This window comes from Sinomonas cyclohexanicum, assembly GCF_020886775.1.
GTDB classification, from domain to species: Bacteria; Actinomycetota; Actinomycetes; order Actinomycetales; family Micrococcaceae; genus Sinomonas; species Sinomonas cyclohexanicum.
This window is the reverse complement of record NZ_AP024525.1, coordinates 3392196-3409672: the sequence shown is the minus strand read 5'-3', so window position 1 is coordinate 3409672 and position 17477 is coordinate 3392196. Positions and strand designations below refer to the sequence as shown.

Annotated in this window: 19 protein-coding genes; 11 read left to right on the top strand and 8 right to left on the bottom strand. The window is 70.6% G+C overall.

Annotated features, from left to right (window positions below; all coding sequences use genetic code 11):
* Positions 1-194 precede the first annotated feature (194 nt).
* The 3 genes from SCMU_RS16160 to SCMU_RS16150 form a co-directional block, all read right to left on the bottom strand.
* Positions 195-1379: a M24 family metallopeptidase gene (locus tag SCMU_RS16160; RefSeq protein ID WP_229230124.1), complete on the bottom strand. Its 1185-nt coding sequence runs from the start codon at positions 1377-1379 to the stop codon at positions 195-197.
* Between the two features lie 93 nt (positions 1380-1472).
* Positions 1473-2636 (bottom strand): hypothetical protein, encoded by a 1164-nt coding sequence (locus SCMU_RS16155; protein WP_229230123.1) that lies wholly within the window; start codon positions 2634-2636, stop codon positions 1473-1475.
* A gap of 1 nt (position 2637) precedes the next feature.
* Positions 2638-3681, bottom strand: coding sequence for a LacI family DNA-binding transcriptional regulator (locus tag SCMU_RS16150; protein ID WP_443020161.1), 1044 nt, complete (start codon positions 3679-3681; stop codon positions 2638-2640).
* A gap of 199 nt (positions 3682-3880) precedes the next feature.
* Here SCMU_RS16150 and gdhA point away from each other — a divergent pair, with 199 nt between their 5' ends.
* From gdhA to SCMU_RS16130, 4 genes are all read left to right on the top strand, one after another.
* Positions 3881-5221, top strand: a complete 1341-nt coding sequence (gdhA, locus tag SCMU_RS16145; RefSeq protein WP_229230121.1) for an NADP-specific glutamate dehydrogenase — start codon at positions 3881-3883, stop codon at positions 5219-5221.
* A 272-nt stretch (positions 5222-5493) separates the two neighbouring features.
* On the top strand, positions 5494-6639 hold the full coding sequence (locus tag SCMU_RS16140; protein WP_229230120.1) for a 3-deoxy-7-phosphoheptulonate synthase: 1146 nt from the start codon (positions 5494-5496) through the stop codon (positions 6637-6639).
* Between the two features lie 10 nt (positions 6640-6649).
* Positions 6650-6859: a helix-turn-helix domain-containing protein gene (locus tag SCMU_RS16135; RefSeq protein WP_189694023.1), complete on the top strand. Its 210-nt coding sequence runs from the start codon at positions 6650-6652 to the stop codon at positions 6857-6859.
* Positions 6860-6975: 116 nt separating this feature from the next.
* The gene (locus SCMU_RS16130; RefSeq protein ID WP_003792170.1) at positions 6976-7074 is read left to right on the top strand and encodes a 30S ribosomal protein bS22; all 99 of its coding nucleotides are present in this window, start codon (positions 6976-6978) and stop codon (positions 7072-7074) included.
* A 110-nt stretch (positions 7075-7184) separates the two neighbouring features.
* Here the strand turns inward: SCMU_RS16130 and SCMU_RS16125 are convergent, their stop codons facing one another.
* Complete coding sequence (locus tag SCMU_RS16125; protein ID WP_229230119.1) at positions 7185-7994, bottom strand: HAD family hydrolase; 810 nt, start codon at positions 7992-7994, stop codon at positions 7185-7187.
* Between the two features lie 69 nt (positions 7995-8063).
* On the opposite strand from SCMU_RS16125, the gene SCMU_RS16120 reads away from it, so the two are divergent.
* Both SCMU_RS16120 and SCMU_RS16115 read left to right on the top strand, forming a co-directional pair.
* On the top strand, positions 8064-8318 hold the full coding sequence (locus SCMU_RS16120; RefSeq protein ID WP_229230118.1) for a glutaredoxin family protein: 255 nt from the start codon (positions 8064-8066) through the stop codon (positions 8316-8318).
* A gap of 90 nt (positions 8319-8408) precedes the next feature.
* On the top strand, positions 8409-9173 hold the full coding sequence (locus tag SCMU_RS16115; RefSeq protein ID WP_229230117.1) for a redox-sensing transcriptional repressor Rex: 765 nt from the start codon (positions 8409-8411) through the stop codon (positions 9171-9173).
* A 30-nt stretch (positions 9174-9203) separates the two neighbouring features.
* Here the strand turns inward: SCMU_RS16115 and SCMU_RS16110 are convergent, their stop codons facing one another.
* From SCMU_RS16110 to SCMU_RS16095, 4 genes are all read right to left on the bottom strand, one after another.
* Positions 9204-9893: a hypothetical protein gene (locus SCMU_RS16110; RefSeq protein WP_229230116.1), complete on the bottom strand. Its 690-nt coding sequence runs from the start codon at positions 9891-9893 to the stop codon at positions 9204-9206.
* A 4-nt stretch (positions 9894-9897) separates the two neighbouring features.
* Complete coding sequence (locus SCMU_RS16105; RefSeq protein WP_229230115.1) at positions 9898-10764, bottom strand: hypothetical protein; 867 nt, start codon at positions 10762-10764, stop codon at positions 9898-9900.
* Positions 10765-10903: 139 nt separating this feature from the next.
* Positions 10904-11626 carry a hypothetical protein gene (locus SCMU_RS16100; protein WP_229230114.1) on the bottom strand — a complete coding sequence of 241 codons (723 nt, stop codon included), beginning with the start codon at positions 11624-11626 and terminating at the stop codon, positions 10904-10906.
* A gap of 149 nt (positions 11627-11775) precedes the next feature.
* Positions 11776-12324, bottom strand: coding sequence for a YceI family protein (locus tag SCMU_RS16095; RefSeq protein ID WP_229230113.1), 549 nt, complete (start codon positions 12322-12324; stop codon positions 11776-11778).
* Between the two features lie 222 nt (positions 12325-12546).
* On the opposite strand from SCMU_RS16095, the gene SCMU_RS16090 reads away from it, so the two are divergent.
* From SCMU_RS16090 to ccsB, 5 genes are read left to right on the top strand one after another with little or no spacing between them, the layout of a single operon-like run.
* Entirely contained in the window at positions 12547-13215 is a 669-nt protein-coding gene (locus SCMU_RS16090) for a histidine phosphatase family protein (RefSeq protein WP_229230112.1), read from the top strand.
* Positions 13216-13842 (top strand): TlpA family protein disulfide reductase, encoded by a 627-nt coding sequence (locus SCMU_RS16085; RefSeq protein ID WP_229230111.1) that lies wholly within the window; start codon positions 13216-13218, stop codon positions 13840-13842.
* 1 nt (position 13843) lies between these two features.
* The gene (locus SCMU_RS16080) at positions 13844-14593 is read left to right on the top strand and encodes a cytochrome c biogenesis CcdA family protein (RefSeq protein ID WP_229230110.1); all 750 of its coding nucleotides are present in this window, start codon (positions 13844-13846) and stop codon (positions 14591-14593) included.
* Positions 14593-16362, top strand: coding sequence for a cytochrome c biogenesis protein ResB (gene resB, locus SCMU_RS16075; RefSeq protein WP_229230109.1), 1770 nt, complete (start codon positions 14593-14595; stop codon positions 16360-16362). The genes SCMU_RS16080 and resB overlap by 1 nt, the downstream gene beginning before the upstream one ends.
* Positions 16362-17453 carry a c-type cytochrome biogenesis protein CcsB gene (ccsB, locus tag SCMU_RS16070; protein ID WP_229230108.1) on the top strand — a complete coding sequence of 364 codons (1092 nt, stop codon included), beginning with the start codon at positions 16362-16364 and terminating at the stop codon, positions 17451-17453. Before resB ends, ccsB begins: the two co-directional genes overlap by 1 nt.
* Positions 17454-17477: the final 24 nt, after the last annotated feature.

The following is a 17477-nucleotide window of genomic DNA, read 5'->3' as shown; positions in this document are numbered from 1 at the left end:
GGTCCCGTGGGAGTACTTCTGGGGGACCTCCTGACGCGAAGGTTCGAAGAATCTTCGCGTCACCACGGTGCGCCCCGAAGGCGGCGCTCCCACGCTGAAGGGCAGCTCCGGTGAGTACCCTCAGGAGCTGACCCCCGGGACGTGACTCCCGGAAGTTGACCCTCAGGAGCTGACCTCAGACGTTCGGTGGGGGGCTAGAGCTCGAGGACGTCCGGGCGGTCGAGGGGCTCGGGCGCCCACGCGCCGTCGGCCGAGGCCGGGATCTCGTGGACGACGATCGGCCACTCGGGATCCGCGGAGAGGGGCTCGAAGCCGGCCCCGGTGCTGAGGATCGTGTCCTCGACCTTGCAGCCCGCGGCCGTCGGATTCCATGCGAACGCGACGTCCGCGCCGAAGCTCAGGTCGAGCCCGGGCCGCGCGCGGGGGTCCCGCCCCGCGTAGCCGGCGATCCCGCCCTGATGGTGCTGGGTCCACTCGTCCCGGGCGAACCCGTGCGCTCCGTAGGCGGCGGTCCCGGCGTTGAACGCCTGCAGCAACGAGCCACCCGGCCGTGATGCCGCAAGGTACGCGGCCTCGACGCCGAGGATGCGCGCGTCCGCGGACCGCTCCTCGGCCGTGCGCGGCCCGAACCGCACCCAGCGGGTGATGTTGAGGATGAGCCCGTGCCGCCGGGCGCACACCACCGCCATCGCGCGGCGTCCGAGCGCCGCCTGGGTCGGCAGGGGGTGCCGGTGCGTCGCGCGAGACTCGCCCCCCACGAGGACCACCAGCGGCTCGGCCCCGAGCGCCATGATCTCGGCCGACAGCCGGGCTGCGAGGTCCAGCTCCCGTTCCTCGGGGCGCGCGGCGGCGAGCTCGCGCGTGAGGACGCGCGCGACGTCGTGCCCCAGGACCCGGTACCGGGCTACCTCCACGGGAAGGAGGGACTGCCGGGCGGCCCGGAGCGCGGCGTCGAGCGCCTCCTCGGGCACCCCGCCCGCAGCGAGGGCTTCCGCCCGGGCGGCCTCGGCGACGTCGCCGTGCCAGGGGTGGGAGACCAGACCCGGCCGGGCCCACGCGGGCAGTTCCTCGGCCGCGAGCCGGTGCTCCTCGTTGGACGTGACGTGTACGGTGTCGCCGGCGCGGCCCACGACGGCGGCCGCGACCGGTGCGCCCGCAAGGCTCACATGGGTGCGCGCGCCGTGCAGGTACCACGCGAGCGCGGTCTGGGACGTGAGGGCGACGGCGTCGGCGCCGGCCGCGTCGAGGAGCGCCAAAACGCGACGGCGCTTCTCGGCGTGCTCGCGGGCCGCGCTGTCCTCGCTGCCGGCAGTGGACGGTGCGGGCCGGACGGAGGGCGGAGCGACGACGCCGGCGTCGTCCGGATGGGGGAGCGGCATGGGACTTCCTCCACAGTGAGAAACCGATTTCTCGTTACCCTAGGCCTGCCGTCCCACCCCCGTCAATGGTGCGGGCAACCGGTTTCCCGTGGATCATCCCGCGAGCCGCGCCAGCAGCCAGCGGAAGGCGTCGTCCTGCATGCCCGCGGTGAACACGTGCCCCGACGGATAGAAGGCCCCCGTGTACTTCTCGCCACGGCTGAAGTGCGCGAACCGCCGCCGGATCTGCGCATCGGCGCGCTCCATGCCCGCGCGGGGGAACAGCCGGTCCTCCAGCCCGTACTGCACGAGCAGCGGGTTCTCTGTCCACGAGGCGACCACCGACGGCCAGTCGCCCACTGTGCCAAGGCCTGGACTCAGCCACGTCCACGAGTGCGCGTCCGCGTGCGAGGCCATGAGGTCCGGGAGCGCGCTCATCATCGCCACGATCGCGGTGGCCCGCAGTCGCGGGGCGAGCACCCGCAGTGCCCCTGCCCGCGCACCGCCGCCGGACATGCCCGCCGCGGCGAGCCTGCCGCCGTCGACCCCCGGCAGAGACCCGAGTACGCCGAGCGCGAGGAGGTCCTCGGCCGCCAGCAGCCCCGCCCACGAGGTCCCCAGGACTCCCGCGGCCTTGGCCGCCTCGCCCTCGAACGCGGCGTGCAGGTCCTCGGGATCCGCGGCGGAGTCCGCGGAGGCGCACGACGGCGCGCCCCCCGCACGCGCGAGCGCCCCCTGAGCGAGCGCTGCACCCACAGTGCGCGGCGAGGCCTCGGCCTCCGGCAGCCGCCGCGAGCCGAACCCGAAGGCATCGTGCACGAGGACCGCGGCCCCGCGCCGCGCGAGCTCCTCCGCCCACGCGTGGCCCTCGGAGCACGCCGCCCGGTGGCCGGCCGCGGCGCGCGCGGCCGGCCCGGCGAGCCCGGGGCCGTCGGACAGCTTCTCGCGCCCCAGCATCTTCACGCCGCCGTGCTCGAACAGGGCGAGCACGCCCGGCAGATCACCCGTCGCGCCCGCCGGACGCAGGAGCCACGCGCGGGTGCGCGGGCCGTAGCCGCAGTCCCAGCTCAGCTCCGTCCCCGCGAGCCCATCGCGCGTGAGCTCGCCCTCGACCCGGACGCCCGGATCCGTGGGCATGCCGGGGAGCCCGAGGGCCGCGGCGAGCGCGTCGCGGATCTCCTCTGCGGTCTCGGTGATGCGCTCGGCGAAGAGCGGGCGGGTGCGCACGACGGCGGCCGCGACCTCCCGCTGCCAGCCCGACCACGCGTCGTCGGCCACCTCAGGTCCCAGCGGGTGCCGCTTGACCGGGCCGTGCGGCGGGGCCGGTGCTTGCGCGGGGCTCGAGGTGCGGGGTCACGTGGACGTCCTGCTCGGGCTCTCGGCCGCCGAGGAGGGCCGAGAGCCGCGCCCACGCCTGCTCGCCGAGCTCGTGCTGCGGGACGGACGCCGTCGTGAGGGCCGGAACCGTGTAGCGGGCGAACTGGATGTCGTCGAAGCCCGTCACCGAGAGCTGGCCGGGCACCGCCACCCCGGCCTCGTGCAGTGCCCCGAGCAGGCCCATCGCCACGAGGTCGTTGAAGCACACGGCCGCCGTAGCGCCCGTGGCGAGGACGGCGTCGCGGGCGGCGTAGCCGTCCTCGAACATCGCGCCGCACGGCACCGCCACGATCTCGGTGCCCGCGGCCGAGGGGAGCGGGTGCTCGAGGCCCTCGCGTCTGGCCTGGTCGCCGCGGCTCGCGCTCGGCCCCGCGAGGTACGCGATGCGGCGGTGGCCGAGCTGGGTCAGGTGCGCGACGATGCTGCGGATCCCGGACGCGTAGTCGACGGCGAGCACGGGCACCCCGGGCACCCCCGAAGACCGGTTCATGAGGACCGCGGGCGCGAGCTCCGGAAGCAGGGCGTCCAGCTGTGCCGGGTCCATGCGCGGCGAGACGAGCACGAGGCCGTCGCATCGCCGTCGTGCCTCCCGGGCGAGGATCAGCTCCTCGGCGGGGTTCTCGACCGAGTCGGCCACGAGGACCCGGTAGCCGTCCTTGGCCGCGGCGCGGGAGAGCCCGCGCAGGATCTCCTGGAACATGGGGTTGGCGAGGTCCGGAACCACGATGGCGACCGTCTGTGTGCGGCCGATCGCGAGGCTGCGTGCCACGGTGTTGGGGGAGTAGCTGAGCTTCTCGGCGGCCGCGCGGACACGCTCCCCGATGGCGGGGTCCACCGTGGCGAGCCCGTTCATGACCCTCGAGACGGTGGCGCGGGAAACGCCGGCCTCTGCGGCGACGTGGGCGATCGTGACACGCCCCGGAGTGCGCGTGCTCATGCGGGCCATGGGTCCTCCCTCGGTGCGGATGCGCACAGCATAGCAACCGGTTACCGACCCGTGTTCGAGCCGCAGCGAGGCATCATGACGGGTCTCGAGTGCGGGTTCACCATGTGGCCCCCGTTCGGGGGCGGGCCGAGCGTTCTGGAATAATCGCACTGCCCGTAGGGGATTCAGGCGGGCCACGCACCATCGATGAGGGGTCATCATGCACGCCAAGCTGCTTGCCATCCGCGACCAGGTCTACGCCCGGAACCCGGGCGAGGTCGAGTTCCATCAGGCCGTCGACGAGGTCTTCGAGAGCCTCGGGCCGGTGATGGAGCGGCACCCCGAGTACGTGGAGGCCGCCGTCCTCGAGCGGCTCTGCGAGCCCGAACGCCAGATCATCTTCCGCGTCCCCTGGACCGACGACTCCGGGCGCGTCCAGATCAACCGCGGCTTCCGCGTCGAGTACAACTCCGCACTCGGGCCCTACAAGGGAGGGCTGCGCTTCCACCCCTCGGTGTACCTGGGCATCGTGAAGTTCCTCGGCTTCGAGCAGATCTTCAAGAACGCGCTCACGGGCATGCCGATCGGCGGCGGCAAGGGCGGTTCGGACTTCGACCCGCGTGGGCGCTCCGACGCCGAGGTCATGCGCTTCTGCCAGTCCTTCATGACCGAGCTCTACCGCCACATCGGCGAGTACACCGACGTCCCGGCCGGGGACATCGGCGTGGGGGGCCGCGAGATCGGCTACCTGTTCGGCCAGTACAAGCGCATCACGAACCGCTACGAGTCCGGCGTGCTCACCGGCAAGGGCCTGGGCTGGGGCGGCTCCCTCGTGCGTCCCGAGGCCACCGGCTACGGCACCGTGCTGTTCGCCAACGAGATGGCCAAGACCCGCGGCGGGAGCCTCGAGGGCCGCCGCGTCGTCGTCTCCGGGTCGGGCAACGTGGCCATCTACGCGATGGCCAAGGCCCAGCAGCTCGGCGCCGTCGTCGTGGCCTGCTCGGACTCCGACGGCTTTGTCGTCGACGAGGCGGGGATCGACGTGGACATCGTCCGGCAGATCAAGGAGGTCGAGCGCGGCCGGCTCAAGGAGTACGCCGAGCGCCGCGGCTCCGCGGTCACCTACGTCGCGGGCGGGAGCGTCTGGGACGTCGACGCCGAGATCGCGCTGCCCTGCGCCACCCAGAACGAGCTCGGCGAGGCCGCCGCGGTGCGCCTCGTGAACTCCGGGGTCAAGGTCGTGGCCGAGGGGGCCAACATGCCGTGCACCCCCGAGGCCGTCGCCGTCTTCCAGAAGGCCGGCGTTCTCTTCGCGCCCGGCAAGGCGGCCAATGCCGGCGGCGTGGCCACGTCTGCGCTCGAGATGCAGCAGAACGCGAGCCGGGACTCCTGGACGTTCGAGCACACCGAGCAGCGCCTGACAGACATCATGGTGGGCATCCACGACCGCTGCGCCGAGACCGCCGAGCTGTACGGCCAGCCCGGGAACTACGTGCTCGGTGCCAACATCGCCGGGTTCGTCAAGGTTGCCGAGGCGATGCTCGCGCAGGGCCTCGTCTAGCTCCCTGCGGACGCCGCTACTGCGCGCCGCGGCCGCCCACATGTGTCCAGCATGTGGGCGGCCGTTTGCATGCCGGCACGGCTGGGGCCTACCGTAGGCACATGTTCAAGCGTTGGTATGCGTATTTTGCGTTGGCTCTGGAGGGCCAAGCGTAGATTTCGTCGCGTACCGACTCCAGAGCCAACAGGGCAGGGACCTCACGGTCCTTGCCCTTTGCCATATCAACGGCAGGCTCTGGCCCACGCGGGGGCCTGTCAGGACAAGGACAGACCATGAACCCGCCCAGCACCCAGACCGTCTCCGCACTCGGCGCCGCCGATTCCTCGACCAGCAACCTCCGCGTCGCGGAGTTCACCCCGCTCCCGGCCCCGGGGGACCTCCTCGACGAGCTGCCCCTGGGCGATGAGGCGGCCCGCGCCGTCGCCCGCGGCCGCGACGAGGTGCGCGCCATCATGGACGGCCTCGACGACCGCCTCCTCGTGATCGTCGGGCCCTGCTCGATCCACGACCCCGAGGCGGGCCTTGCGTACGCGAGCCGACTCGCCGGCGTCGCGCGTGAACTCCGCGAGGACGTGCTCGTGGTGATGCGCACGTACTTCGAGAAGCCGCGCACCACGGTCGGCTGGAAGGGCCTCATCAACGATCCGAATCTGGACGGCAGCCACGACATCGCCGGCGGCCTGCGCGCGGCGCGGCGGTTCCTCCTCGGCGTCCTCGAACTGGGCCTGCCCACCGCCACCGAGTTCCTCGAGCCGATCAGCCCGCAGTACACCGCGGACGCGATCGTCTGGGGCGCTATCGGCGCCCGAACCACGGAGAGCCAGATCCACCGCCAGCTCGTCTCGGGCCTGTCCATGCCGGTCGGGTTCAAGAACGGCACGGATGGGGGCCTGCAGGTGGCCGTCGATGCGTGCGGCGCGGCCGCCGCGCCCCAGGCGTTCCTCGGGATCGACGACGGCGGCCGCGCGGCGCTCGTGGCGACGGCCGGGAACCCGGACACGCACCTCATCCTCCGCGGCGGGTCCGACGGGCCGAACTACTCGGCAGGCCACGTCGAGGCCGCGTCGGAGAAGATGGCGGCGAAGGGGCTCAACCCGCGGCTCATCGTGGACGCGAGCCACGGCAACTCGGGCAAGGACCACCACCGCCAGGCCGAGGTAGCGCTCGAGATCGGCGCCCAGCTCGCGGCGGGCGGCGCCAGCGCCGAGGCGCTGGCCGGCGTCATGCTCGAGAGCTTCCTCGTGGGCGGAGCGCAGTCCCTCGACGTGGCCGAGTTCGCCGCGGGGCGCACCCAGCTCGTGTACGGGCAGAGCGTGACCGACAAGTGCATGGACTGGGACGTCACCGAGCAGGTCCTTCAGCAGCTGGCCGGGGCCGTGCGCGCACGCCGCGTTCACAAGAGCCACTCCAGCAACTAGAGTATTTTGTATGACTGCGATGGATTTCTCCTCGTCGCGTTTCCTCACCGTTGCCGAGGTCGCCGAGATGATGCGGGTGTCGAAGATGACGGTGTATCGCCTGGTCCACTCTGGGGAGATGCCCGCGGTGCGCTTCGGCCGCTCGTACCGGGTGCCCGAGGCCGCAGTCGAGCAGTACCTGCGCAAGTCGGTCGTGGACGGGCGGAGCGAGACCGCCTGACGCGTACGGTATCCTGTTCAGGAACGTTTCACGTCACGTCACCAGCAGTTGGTTGAACCGCGCCCCGCGCGCGCCCGGCCAGCAGCCGGGGAACCAACTATCGGTAAGGAACTTCTATGGGTTCGGTTATCAAGAAGCGCCGCAAGCGCATGGCCAAGAAGAAGCACCGCAAGCTGCTCCGCAAGACTCGTCACCAGCGCCGCAACAAGAAGTAGCCGCGCGGCCCCTCTGGGGCTGAGGTGAAGCGAGGCCCGTCCCCGGTGGGGACGGGCCTCGCTGCGTCTCGTCCCGGGGCCCGACTCCCTGGACCCGACTTCGGCGCCGGCTAGCGGCGGATCCGGGAGTAGCCGCGCCAGAGGCCGTACAGGACCCCGCCCACCGTTGCGGCCTTGAGCCCGAGCGTCGCGGCGCGGCGCCCCGAGCGGAAGTCGTAGATGGGCCAGTTGTGCGCGTTGGCGTGGATGCGGAGCCGCGCGTCGGGATTGATGGCCACGGGATGGCCCACGAGGCTCAGGAGGGGGATGTCGTTGTGGGAGTCCGAGTACGCCCAGCAGAGCCGGAGATCCAGCCCCTCGGTCTCGGCGAGCTCCGAGACCGCCTCGGCCTTGGCCGGCCCGTGCAGGATGTCCCCGACGAGCCGTCCGGTGTACGCGCCGTCCTCGATCTCGCCGACCGTCCCGAGGGCCCCGGTGAGCCCGAGCCGGTCCGAGATGACGGACGCGATCTCGATCGGAGTCGCGGTCACGAGCCACACCCGCCGGCCCACCCGAAGGTGCTGCTCCGCGAGGGCCTTGGTCCCGGGCCAGATGCGGGACTCGATGAATTCGTCGTAGACCTCGTGGCCCACGGTGGCGACGTCCGCCGTCTGTATCCCCGCCGCGAGGGAGAGCGCGGAGGCCTGGATCGAGTGCACGTCCTTGAGGCTCTCGCCGCGGAACATGAACGCGAGGTGCTTCCACGCGAACCCGGCGGCGTCCTGCAGGGTGAAGGCCTTGCGCTCGTACATCTTGCGAGCCACGTGGAAGATGCTCGCGCCCTTCATGAGCGTGTTGTCCACGTCGAAGAAGGCTGCCTCCCGGGGCCGCGCATGCGGCGTGGGCCGCACCGCTGCGGGCGCCTTCTTCTCTGCGGGCATGGTCCGAGTCTAGCCATTCGCCACCGGGCGGAGATTCGCGGCCCACATGCAGGGCGCTACGGTGGAGGCATGCGCGTCCCCGAGATCGTCCTGGTAACCAAGACCGAGTGCCACCTGTGCGAGGCGGCCCGGGAGGTCGTGGACCGTGTGGCCGCGGACGCAGGGATCCCCTGGGAGGAACGCCGCATCGACGATGACCCGGCCCTGCGCGACCGCTTCGCCGAGGAGGTACCCGTGGTCCTCGTGGACGGCGTCCAGCGGGACTTCTGGACGATCAACGAGGCACGCCTCCGCCGCACGGTCGACGCCGCACGCCGCGCCTGAAGCCGCGCGCGTCAGGCATTTGGCGCGGCCGCGGACCAGAACTTAGAGTGAGTGCGGCCGCCCGTGCGGCAGGAATCGAGGGAACGGCAAGTGGCACGTCAGGCGAGGAACGAGGGGCACGGCTCCTCCGCAGCGCCTGACGAGAAGGGGCTGCCGCCGGCGGTCGTCGCCCGCCTGACCGTCTACCTGCGCGCGCTCAACTCGTTCCTCGCGGACGGCGTGGACCGCGTCTCCTCGGACGCCCTCGCCGAGGCCTCCGGCGTGAGCTCGGCCACGCTGCGCAAGGACCTCTCCCAGCTCGGTTCGTACGGCACCCGCGGGGTCGGCTACGAGGTCGAGAATCTGCTCCAGCACCTCTCGGCTGCTCTTGGCCTCACCCGTGACTGGCGCGTCGCGATTGTGGGCGCCGGCAACCTCGGCCGTGCGCTGGCCCGATACGGCGGATTCGAGACCCGCGGCTTCGACGTCGTGGCGCTCCTGGACACGGACCCCCAGATCATCGGAAACGAGATCGGCTGGCTCCGCGTCTCCGACGCGGCGAACCTCGAGGCCGTGTTCGAGCGCACCAAGGCGAACATGGCAGTCCTCGCGCTCCCGGCCTCCGTGGCGCAGTCCGTATGCGACCGCGTGGTCGCCGCCGGCGTCCGCAGCATCCTCAGCTTCGCACCCACAATCCTCCAGGTCCCGGCCGGCGTGACCCTGCGGAAGGTGGACATGGCCACCGAGCTGCAGATCCTCGCCTACCACGCCCAGCGCGGCGAGTCGGGCGGGGAGAGCGGCCAGCCGTCGGAAGGTGCGCCCGTCGATGCCGCAGCGCACGACGACGCCCCTCGCCGCCGGGGGCAACCCGCCTGAGGCGGTGCGCGCCGTCGTGCGCGGACTGCGTCAGCGCAGGTAGCCGCCGCCGAGCTTCGCGGCCCGGCGGGCGGCGATGTACTGGCTGGACGGCGGGAGCCACGCGAGGATCGTCCCCGCGATGAAGATGGCCCCGGCAGTGAACGAGATGACGTACACCATGAGTGGCATCGGGAACCGCGTCACCGTCGCGAGCGGGGCAGCCAACGCGGCGACCGCGATGTTGCCGAGGAAGCCCACCAGCGTGAACCCGGCGGAGACGGTCGTGAGGATCCGGACCCAGTTCATCCCGGCGCGCACCCCAAAGGCCATGAGCGCGCTGAGCGCGGACCCTGCGATCGCGGAGACCCACACGATCGGGGCGGTGATCGCGCTGAACTGCTGTGCGAACGCCCCCGCGTTCCCCGACCGTCCGGCGCGTGCGGTGGACGCGATGAGGGCCTCGCGCAGGTAGACGTGCATCCAGTCGAGGACTGCGGGGATCGTGGCGAGCGGCAGCACGGAAGCGGCCAGAAGGAGCCAGAACGCGAGCGTGAGTGTCAGGGGCCGGGGGAGGCCCACCGTGGGCATCCCCGGGAACGTCCCGCTCGGCATCTGGCTCGGCCACGGGCCCTGATACGCGCCCTGCGGGGGCAGCGGCGCGTAGGAGGGCTGGTATGGGGGCGTTCCGGGCTGGCCGGAGCCGGACGGGTACTGCGGCGGCGTGGGCTGCTGGCTCAAGGCGTCACTGTCCGTAGGGGTTGCCGAAGGTGGGGCCCTTCGGGGTCGTGTAGGGGTTGGCGAACTGGTTCCGCGAGTTCAGGAACGCGGTGACCGCCGGGCGGAACAGCAGGACGACGGACGCGACCGCGAGGGCGATCGTGACGAGGGCGTAGATGCTGGCCGCGAAGAAGCTGCCGAGCGTGAGGCACAGGAACACCGTGCCGACCGTCCTCGCCCAGCGCTTGCCCCTGGCCAGGAACACGCCGCACAGGACGATCACGGCCGCGTTGACTATGACGCAGCCGATCGCGAAGTACAGGAACGTACGGATGGCCTGCTGGAACTCCGCGAAGGAGATGGCCGACGTGCCCGCGGCGCTCGAGACCTGGTTGAACATGTCGCGGAGGGTGCTCGTGGGCATGTTCAGGATCGTCGTGATCACGAACGCGCTGATGACGACCTCTGCCGCGGCGGTTGCGAACATCAGGATCGAGGCCCGCCGCACGGCCGTACGCTGCTCGTCCGGGCCTGGCACGTTGAAGCCGGGCGCTTGGCCGTACGGGGCCTGACCGTACTGGTACTGGCCGTACGGGGCCTGACCATAAGGTGCGGGCTGCTGCCACGGCTGGCCGTATTGCTGGGGCTGCTGGCCGTACTGGGGCGGCTGCTGGCCGTAGGCGGGTGGCTGTTGACCGTACTGGGGCGGCTGCTGGCCGTAGGCGGGCGGCTGCTGGCCGTACTGGGGCGGCTGCTGTGGCTCGTTTCCGTGTCCTGGGGCGTACTGACCATAGCGTGGCGCGGGGCGACCCGTCGGCCCCGCCGGCTGGTTCCCCTGCTCAGGCTCCGCGGGGTGCTCGGAGCCGTTCGGCGGGACATCAGGCGTGCTCATGGGGGGTCCAATCGTCGAAGGTGGCCCGGCGGGAACGCTCACGCCCCCGATACGTTGACATCACCATATCGCCAGACGACGCCGCCCCGGCACCCCGTCGTGACGGGCGGGGTGCCGGGGCGTGGGTTCGGTGTGTGGGTCAGGCGGGGGCAGCCTGGCGCTGGAACCAGGCCTGCGAGTTCGGCAGCCACATCAGGACCGCCGCGACGACGGCGATCACGGTCCCGAACCAGTTGCTGCCCGCGCCGTTGCCGCTGCTGACGCCGATCGCGAGCACGATGTTCAGGGCCGCGAGGATCGTCAGGGCGAGGCGGGCCCACTGCTTCCCCTCCTTCATCTTCATCGCGAGGATGACCTGGGCGGCGGCGAGTACGACTGCCACGAGCACGAGGACGAGCACGAGGGCTCCGAGGCCACCGAACATCGCGACGGCCGCGAAGCCCGCCAGGAGTCCGAAGAGGCCGAACAGCACGCCGAGCGCGCCGCCCACGAGCCAGATCCAGTAGGAGACCTTGAGCTCCATCGGGAGCGCCGCGACGTTGAACATGCCGGAGAGTCCGCCGGTCGGCATGACGTCCTGGAAGTTCTTCGGCCGGTCGTGCGGCATCTCGAAGCTGAAGCCCTGTCCTGGGGCCTGGGGCTGTTGGTAGTTGCCCTGCTGGTACTGCGGCGGCCCCTGCGGAGGCTGGCTGGGGTACTGCGGCTGCTGGTACTGGGGCGGTTGGTACTGGGGCTGCTGCGGAGCCCCGGCGGGGCCGGGGACGGGCGGGTTGGGAGCTGCGGGATCCGGGCCGGCGGGGTTCTGGCCGTAGGGGTTCTGCGAGCTTGGATCCTGGGGCGCTGGGGTGATGGATTCGCTCATGCGCACACTGTATCCCCGAGAGGGAATATTCACGAGAGGGCGAGTGTCATGAGCTGCAGGAAAAAGGCCCCGCCGCCAGATGTTCACTGGCGACGGGCCCGGAGTTGGCCGGCCGTTCACGGGCCGGCCCGGGATCCTCGAGGGCCTGATCAGGCCTTCGGCGCGATGAACGCGAGGTCGAGGGAGATGACGACCTTGTCCGAGACGAGCACGCCGCCCGTCTCGAGCACGGCGTTCCAGGTGAGGCCGAACTCCTTGCGGGAGATCGTCGTCTCGCCCGAGACACCCGCGCGGGTGTTGCCGAACGGGTCGACGGCGATGCCGTTGAACTCGGTCTCGATGGTGACGGGCTTGGTGACGCCCTTGATCGTGAGGTTGCCGGTGACGTCGTAGTCGTCGCCCTTGGCCTCGATCGAGGTCGCCTCGAACGTCATCTCCGGGAACTGCTCGACGTCGAAGAAGTCGGCGCTCTTGACGTGGCCGTCGCGGTTGGCGTCGCCCGAGTCGAAGGACGCGGTCTTCACAACGGCGGTGGCCTTGGTCTCGGCGGCGGAGGCGCCGACCTCGACGGTGGCCGTCGCGTCGGTGAAGCGGCCGCGGACCTTGCTGATGCCGGCGTGGCGCACGGTGAAGCCGATCTCGCTGTGCGAGCCGTCAAGGGTCCAGGTTCCGGTGGTGAGGCCGTGGGGGAGGGTCACGGGAGAATCTCCTGTCTAGAAAATTTGATTGAAGCGTCAAGTACCGCTGTATCCATGAAAACATGCAAATGCATGCACCGCAAGGGGTGTGGCAGACGTTACACAGGGAACTCTAGGTTCCGCGTGGTAGTTCTACTAGCTGTAGAATCGATGGGTGGCCGGTGGGGACCGACCCTCCCGACGATTTCGCCGCTGCCCGCCCCGTTTGAGAAACTGGATGCTATGCCCTCTTCTACCGTCCATCTGCTGCGCCACGGTGAGGTCTACAACCCCGCGGGCGTGCTCTATGGTCGGCTGCCGGACTACCACCTCTCGGCGCTCGGCCGGGAGATGGCCAACTCCGTCGCGTCCCACTTCGCGCGGCGGGCGCTCGACGGCGCACAGATCGTCCTGCTCGCGGCCTCGCCCCTCACGCGGGCCCAGGAGACCGCAGAGCCGACGGCGAAGGTGCTCAACCTCGCGATCCACACCGAACCGAGGATCATCGAGGCCGAGAACCACTTCGAGGGACTCAAGGTCACGCCGCGCGAGCTTCTCAAGCCCAAGCACTGGCGCTACCTCGTCAATCCGATGCAGCCCTCCTGGGGCGAGCCCTACGAGGTCCAGGCCGCGCGAGTGCTCGCGGCCGCCCGGGACGCGGCCAGCCGCGCGGTGGAGATCGGCGGGGACGGCGCCGAGGCCATCCTCGTCGCGCACCAGCTCCCCATCTGGGCGGCACGGCTCAAGGCCGAGGGCCGCTCCCTGGCCCACGATCCCCGCAAGCGCGAATGCACCCTTGCCTCTCTCACCTCCCTGACCATTGACCAGGCCACGGGGACAGTCATCTCCGTGCGCTACGCCGAACCGGCGGCCCGTCTCCTCCCGGGCGCGGCCACCACCCCGGGGGCCTGAATGGCCCACGAGCAGAACATCCCCCCTGCCTTCTCACGCCGCCGGATCCTGAGCGCGGCGGGCGCGCTCGGCGCCGTCGGCCTCGCCGCGGTCCTGTCGGGATGCGCGGCGGACGATCCGCTGGCCAAGCAGGCGCGTGCGGGCGACAACAAGAACTACGTGGCTGGCGACGGGTCCGTGACGGAATACGCGAAGGACGTGCGCAAGCCCCCCGCGGAGTTCACGGGGACCCTCTACGACGGCACCACCGTCAGCTCCAAGCAGTTCGCCGGCAACGTCACCGTCTTGAACTTCTGGTTCGCGGCGTGCGCGCCGTGCCGGGTCGAGGCCCCCGAACTCGAGGCACTGCACACCGAATTCAAGCCCCAGGGCGTCGCCTTCTACGGTGTGAACCTCCGGGACGAGAAGGGCACGGCCGAGGCGTTCGAGCAGAGCTTCAAGCTCACGTACCCGAGCTTCAACGACAAGGACGGCCAGGTGCTTCTGGCCATGTCCGGAATGGTTCCGCCCGGAGCCGTCCCCACCACGCTCGTCCTCGACAAGCAGGGACGGGTCGCCGCCCGCGTCCTCGGCCAGCTCGAGCGCGGCACGCTCAAGGCCCTCATCACGTCCGCGGCGGCCGAGTAGCGTGGGCGGGATCTTCAGCGACACCGTCCTCAATGGCTCCCTCCTGCTCGCCCTCCCCGTGGCGCTCATCGCGGGGATCGTCTCGTTCCTCTCCCCGTGCGTCCTCCCGCTCGTCCCCGGCTACCTCGGCTACGTGACCGGGCTGACCGGCGTCGACCTCGCCAAGCAGCGGCGCGGACGGATGGTGGCCGGGATCGCGCTCTTCGTGCTCGGGTTCACGGTCGTGTTCGTCGCGACCGGGGCGGTTTTCGGCGGCCTGGGAAGCTGGCTCGCCATCTCCTCCGGGTGGCTCACGCGGGTGCTCGGGATCGTCGTGGTACTCATGGGCATCGTCTTCATGGGTGGGCTCGGCATCTTCCAGCGCGAGGCACGCGTGCACGCCCGTCCGCCCGCCGGCCTGTGGGGTGCGCCGCTGCTCGGCATCACGTTCGGACTCGGCTGGGTCCCGTGCATCGGCCCGACCCTCGCGGCTGTGCAGGTCCTCGCGTTCTCGGACGGACCCAGCGCCTACAAGGGCGCACTGCTGACCTTCGTCTACTGCCTCGGCCTCGGCGTGCCGTTCCTGCTCATCGCCTTGGGGATTCGGCGCGGCCTCGGGGCGATGGCGTTCTTCAAGAAGCACCGCCGCGCCCTCCAGGCTGCGGGCGGTGGGCTGTTGATCCTCGTCGGAGTCCTCATGGTCTCCGGGGTCTGGACCTACTGGATCAGCCAAGTGCAGATCTGGATCGGAACTGTGGAGCTGCCTGTCTGATGACCGAAACGACAACCCAGAACCCGAAGAAGGGGACCAAGCCCTCCAAGGGGCGCGGAAAGCAGGCCAAGCGCACCGACGTCGCGCTTCCGTCCCTCGGCCCCCTCGGCATGCTCCGCTGGGCCTGGACCCAGCTGACGAGCATGAAGACCGCGCTGTTCCTGCTCCTGCTCCTGGCGGTCGCCGCCGTGCCGGGCTCGCTGTTCCCGCAGCGCCCCGTGAACCCCGCGGTCGTGACCCAGTACCTCAAGGACCACGCGGACTACGGGCCCATCCTCGACAAGCTCCAGATGTTCGACGTGTACTCGTCCGTCTGGTTCTCTGCGGTGTACCTGCTGCTGTTCATCTCGCTGATCGGCTGCATCATCCCGCGCTCGATCGCGCACTGGAAGTCGTGGCGGTCCAAACCGCCGCGGACGCCGGCGCGCCTGAGCAGGCTGCCTGCCTATGGCACGCTCGTGGTGCCGGCCGAGCAGGACCTCGATCCTGCTGCCGCCGCCGAACAAGCTGCGGCCCTGCTGAAGAAGCGCGGCTACCGCGTCGACGTCCGTCCCGGGGACCGTGCGTCGTCGCTCGACTCGTCGCTCCACTCGTCGCTCCACCCGTCGTTCCACTCCGTGGGAGCCGAGAAGGGGTACCTCAAGGAGTTCGGCAACCTCTGCTTCCACACTGGCCTCGTGGGCGTGCTCATCTCGGTCGCGGCCGGCGGGCTCTTCGGCTACAGCGGCCAGCGCACGCTCGTGGAGGGGGAGACGTTCGTGAACACGCTCGTCGGCTACGACACGTTCAACCCCGGCACCAACTTCCAGTCCGGCTGGCTCGCGCCGTACTCGCTCCGGCTCGACAAGTTCGACGTGCGGTACGACCGCGAGTCGACCAAGCAGTTCGGCCAGCCGCTCGACTTCACCGCCCACGTCACCACGAAGGACTCGCCGGACGCGCCGGAGAAGCAGCAGGACCTCAAGGTCAATGACCCGGTGACGATCGGCGGGACCAACGTGTACCTCGTCGGCAACGGGTACGCCCCCGTCATCACGGTGCGGGGCGGCGACGGGAACATCGCCTACCAGGGCCCCGTCCCGTCGATCCCCACCGACCCCGTGTACACCTCGACGATCGTCATCAAGGCCCCCGACGCCAAGCCCACCCAGCTCGGGTTCGTGGGCTTCTTCCTCCCCACTGCGGAGAAGGGCGCCAACGGGGTGGCGTTCAGCGCCGACCCCGACCCGCTCAACGTCCAGCTCAACCTCAACTCCTACGTGGGCGACCTCGGTCTCGACAAGGGCACGCCTCAGAACGTCTACGCGCTCGACGTCGCGAAGCTCACCCAGGTCAACGGCCGCGACAAGCCCGCCGGCGGCATCGTCCTCGGCGCGGGCCAGTCCTACTCGCTGCCGAACGGACAGGGGTCCATCAGCTTCGACGGCCTCAAGCGGTACGTGGCCCTCGACATCCACCACAACCCCGGCCAGGAGTGGGCGCTCGGTTTCGCCCTCTTCTCCCTCGCGGGCCTTATCTGCTCGCTGTTCCTGACACGCCGCCGGCTCTGGGTCCGCGTGGGCAGGCACGAGGACGGGCGCACCATGGTGGAGTACGGCCTCATCACCCGCGGCGAGGACCATGGCGGCCTCGTTGCCGAGGGCAAGGCGGTGCGCGCGGCCCTCGCTCGCGCCTGGGGTGTTCCCGAGGTGCCGCAGACCGAGCAGACTAAGAACGCCGAAGCCACAGACGCACAGACCACGACGCCCAGTACGCAGAAGGACTCCTGATGCCCCCCATCAATTTCCTGCTTGGTGATTACAGCGAGCTGTTCATGCTCCTCGCTGCGGGAACCTACGTGGTCGCGTTCCTCGCGTTTGCGTGGGACATGGCCACGAGCGGCAAGGTCGCGCAGCACGACGCCGCGCGTTTGGCAAAGCAGAACAACACTGCCACGAAGGCCGCCGCGGCGGTGAAGGAGCCGGCCCTCGCCGGTGCGGCGACGACCGCGAAGGGCGCGGGTTCGGGCGGGGGCGGGCACGCGCCGTCGTCCGCCGGGAAGGGCTCCGGCGCCGACACCGTCGAGGTCGCCGACCCTGACCTCAAGTACCGCTCGCGCCGCAAGGCCGCGCGCGTGGGCGTGGCCCTGAGCATCCTGGGCCTCGTGATCCATGCCGCCGGCGTGCTCACGCGTGGCATCGCCGCGGGCCGCGTCCCGTGGGGCAACATGTACGAGTTCTGCACGACCGGTGCGTTCCTCGTCGTGGCCGTCTTCCTCGTCGTGCTGATCAGGCGCGACCTGCGGTTCCTCGGCACGTTCGTGCTCGGCCTCGCGGTGGTGATGATGGTCGCCGCGGCGGTCGCGTTCTACGTCCCGGTGGGCCACCTCGTCCCGGCACTGCAGAGCTACTGGCTCGTCATCCACGTGTCCATCGCCGTGCTCTCCTCGGCGCTGTTCACGCTCACGTTCTCGATGTCCATTCTGCAGCTCATCCAGGGGCGGCGCGAGGCGAAGATCGCCGGCGGTGCGCCGGATACGGGCCGGTTCATGCGACTGGTCCCCAGCTCGCTCACGCTCGAGGCGCTGTCCTACCGCATCAACACGATCGCGTTCGTGGGCTGGACGCTCACCGTGATGTTCGGCTCCATCTGGGCAGAGAAGGCCTGGGGCCGGTTCTGGGGCTGGGACACGAAGGAAGTCTGGAGCTTCGTGATCTGGGTGGTCTACGCGGCCTACCTGCACGCCCGCGCTACCCGCGGCTGGACCGGCGCGCGCGCCGCGTGGCTGTCGATCGTGGGCTACCTGTGCGTGATCTTCAACTTCACCGTGGTCAACATCTACTTCTCGGGCCTGCACTCCTACGCGGGCGTGAGCGGCTGAGCCGCGTCTGCGCGCAGGAAGCCC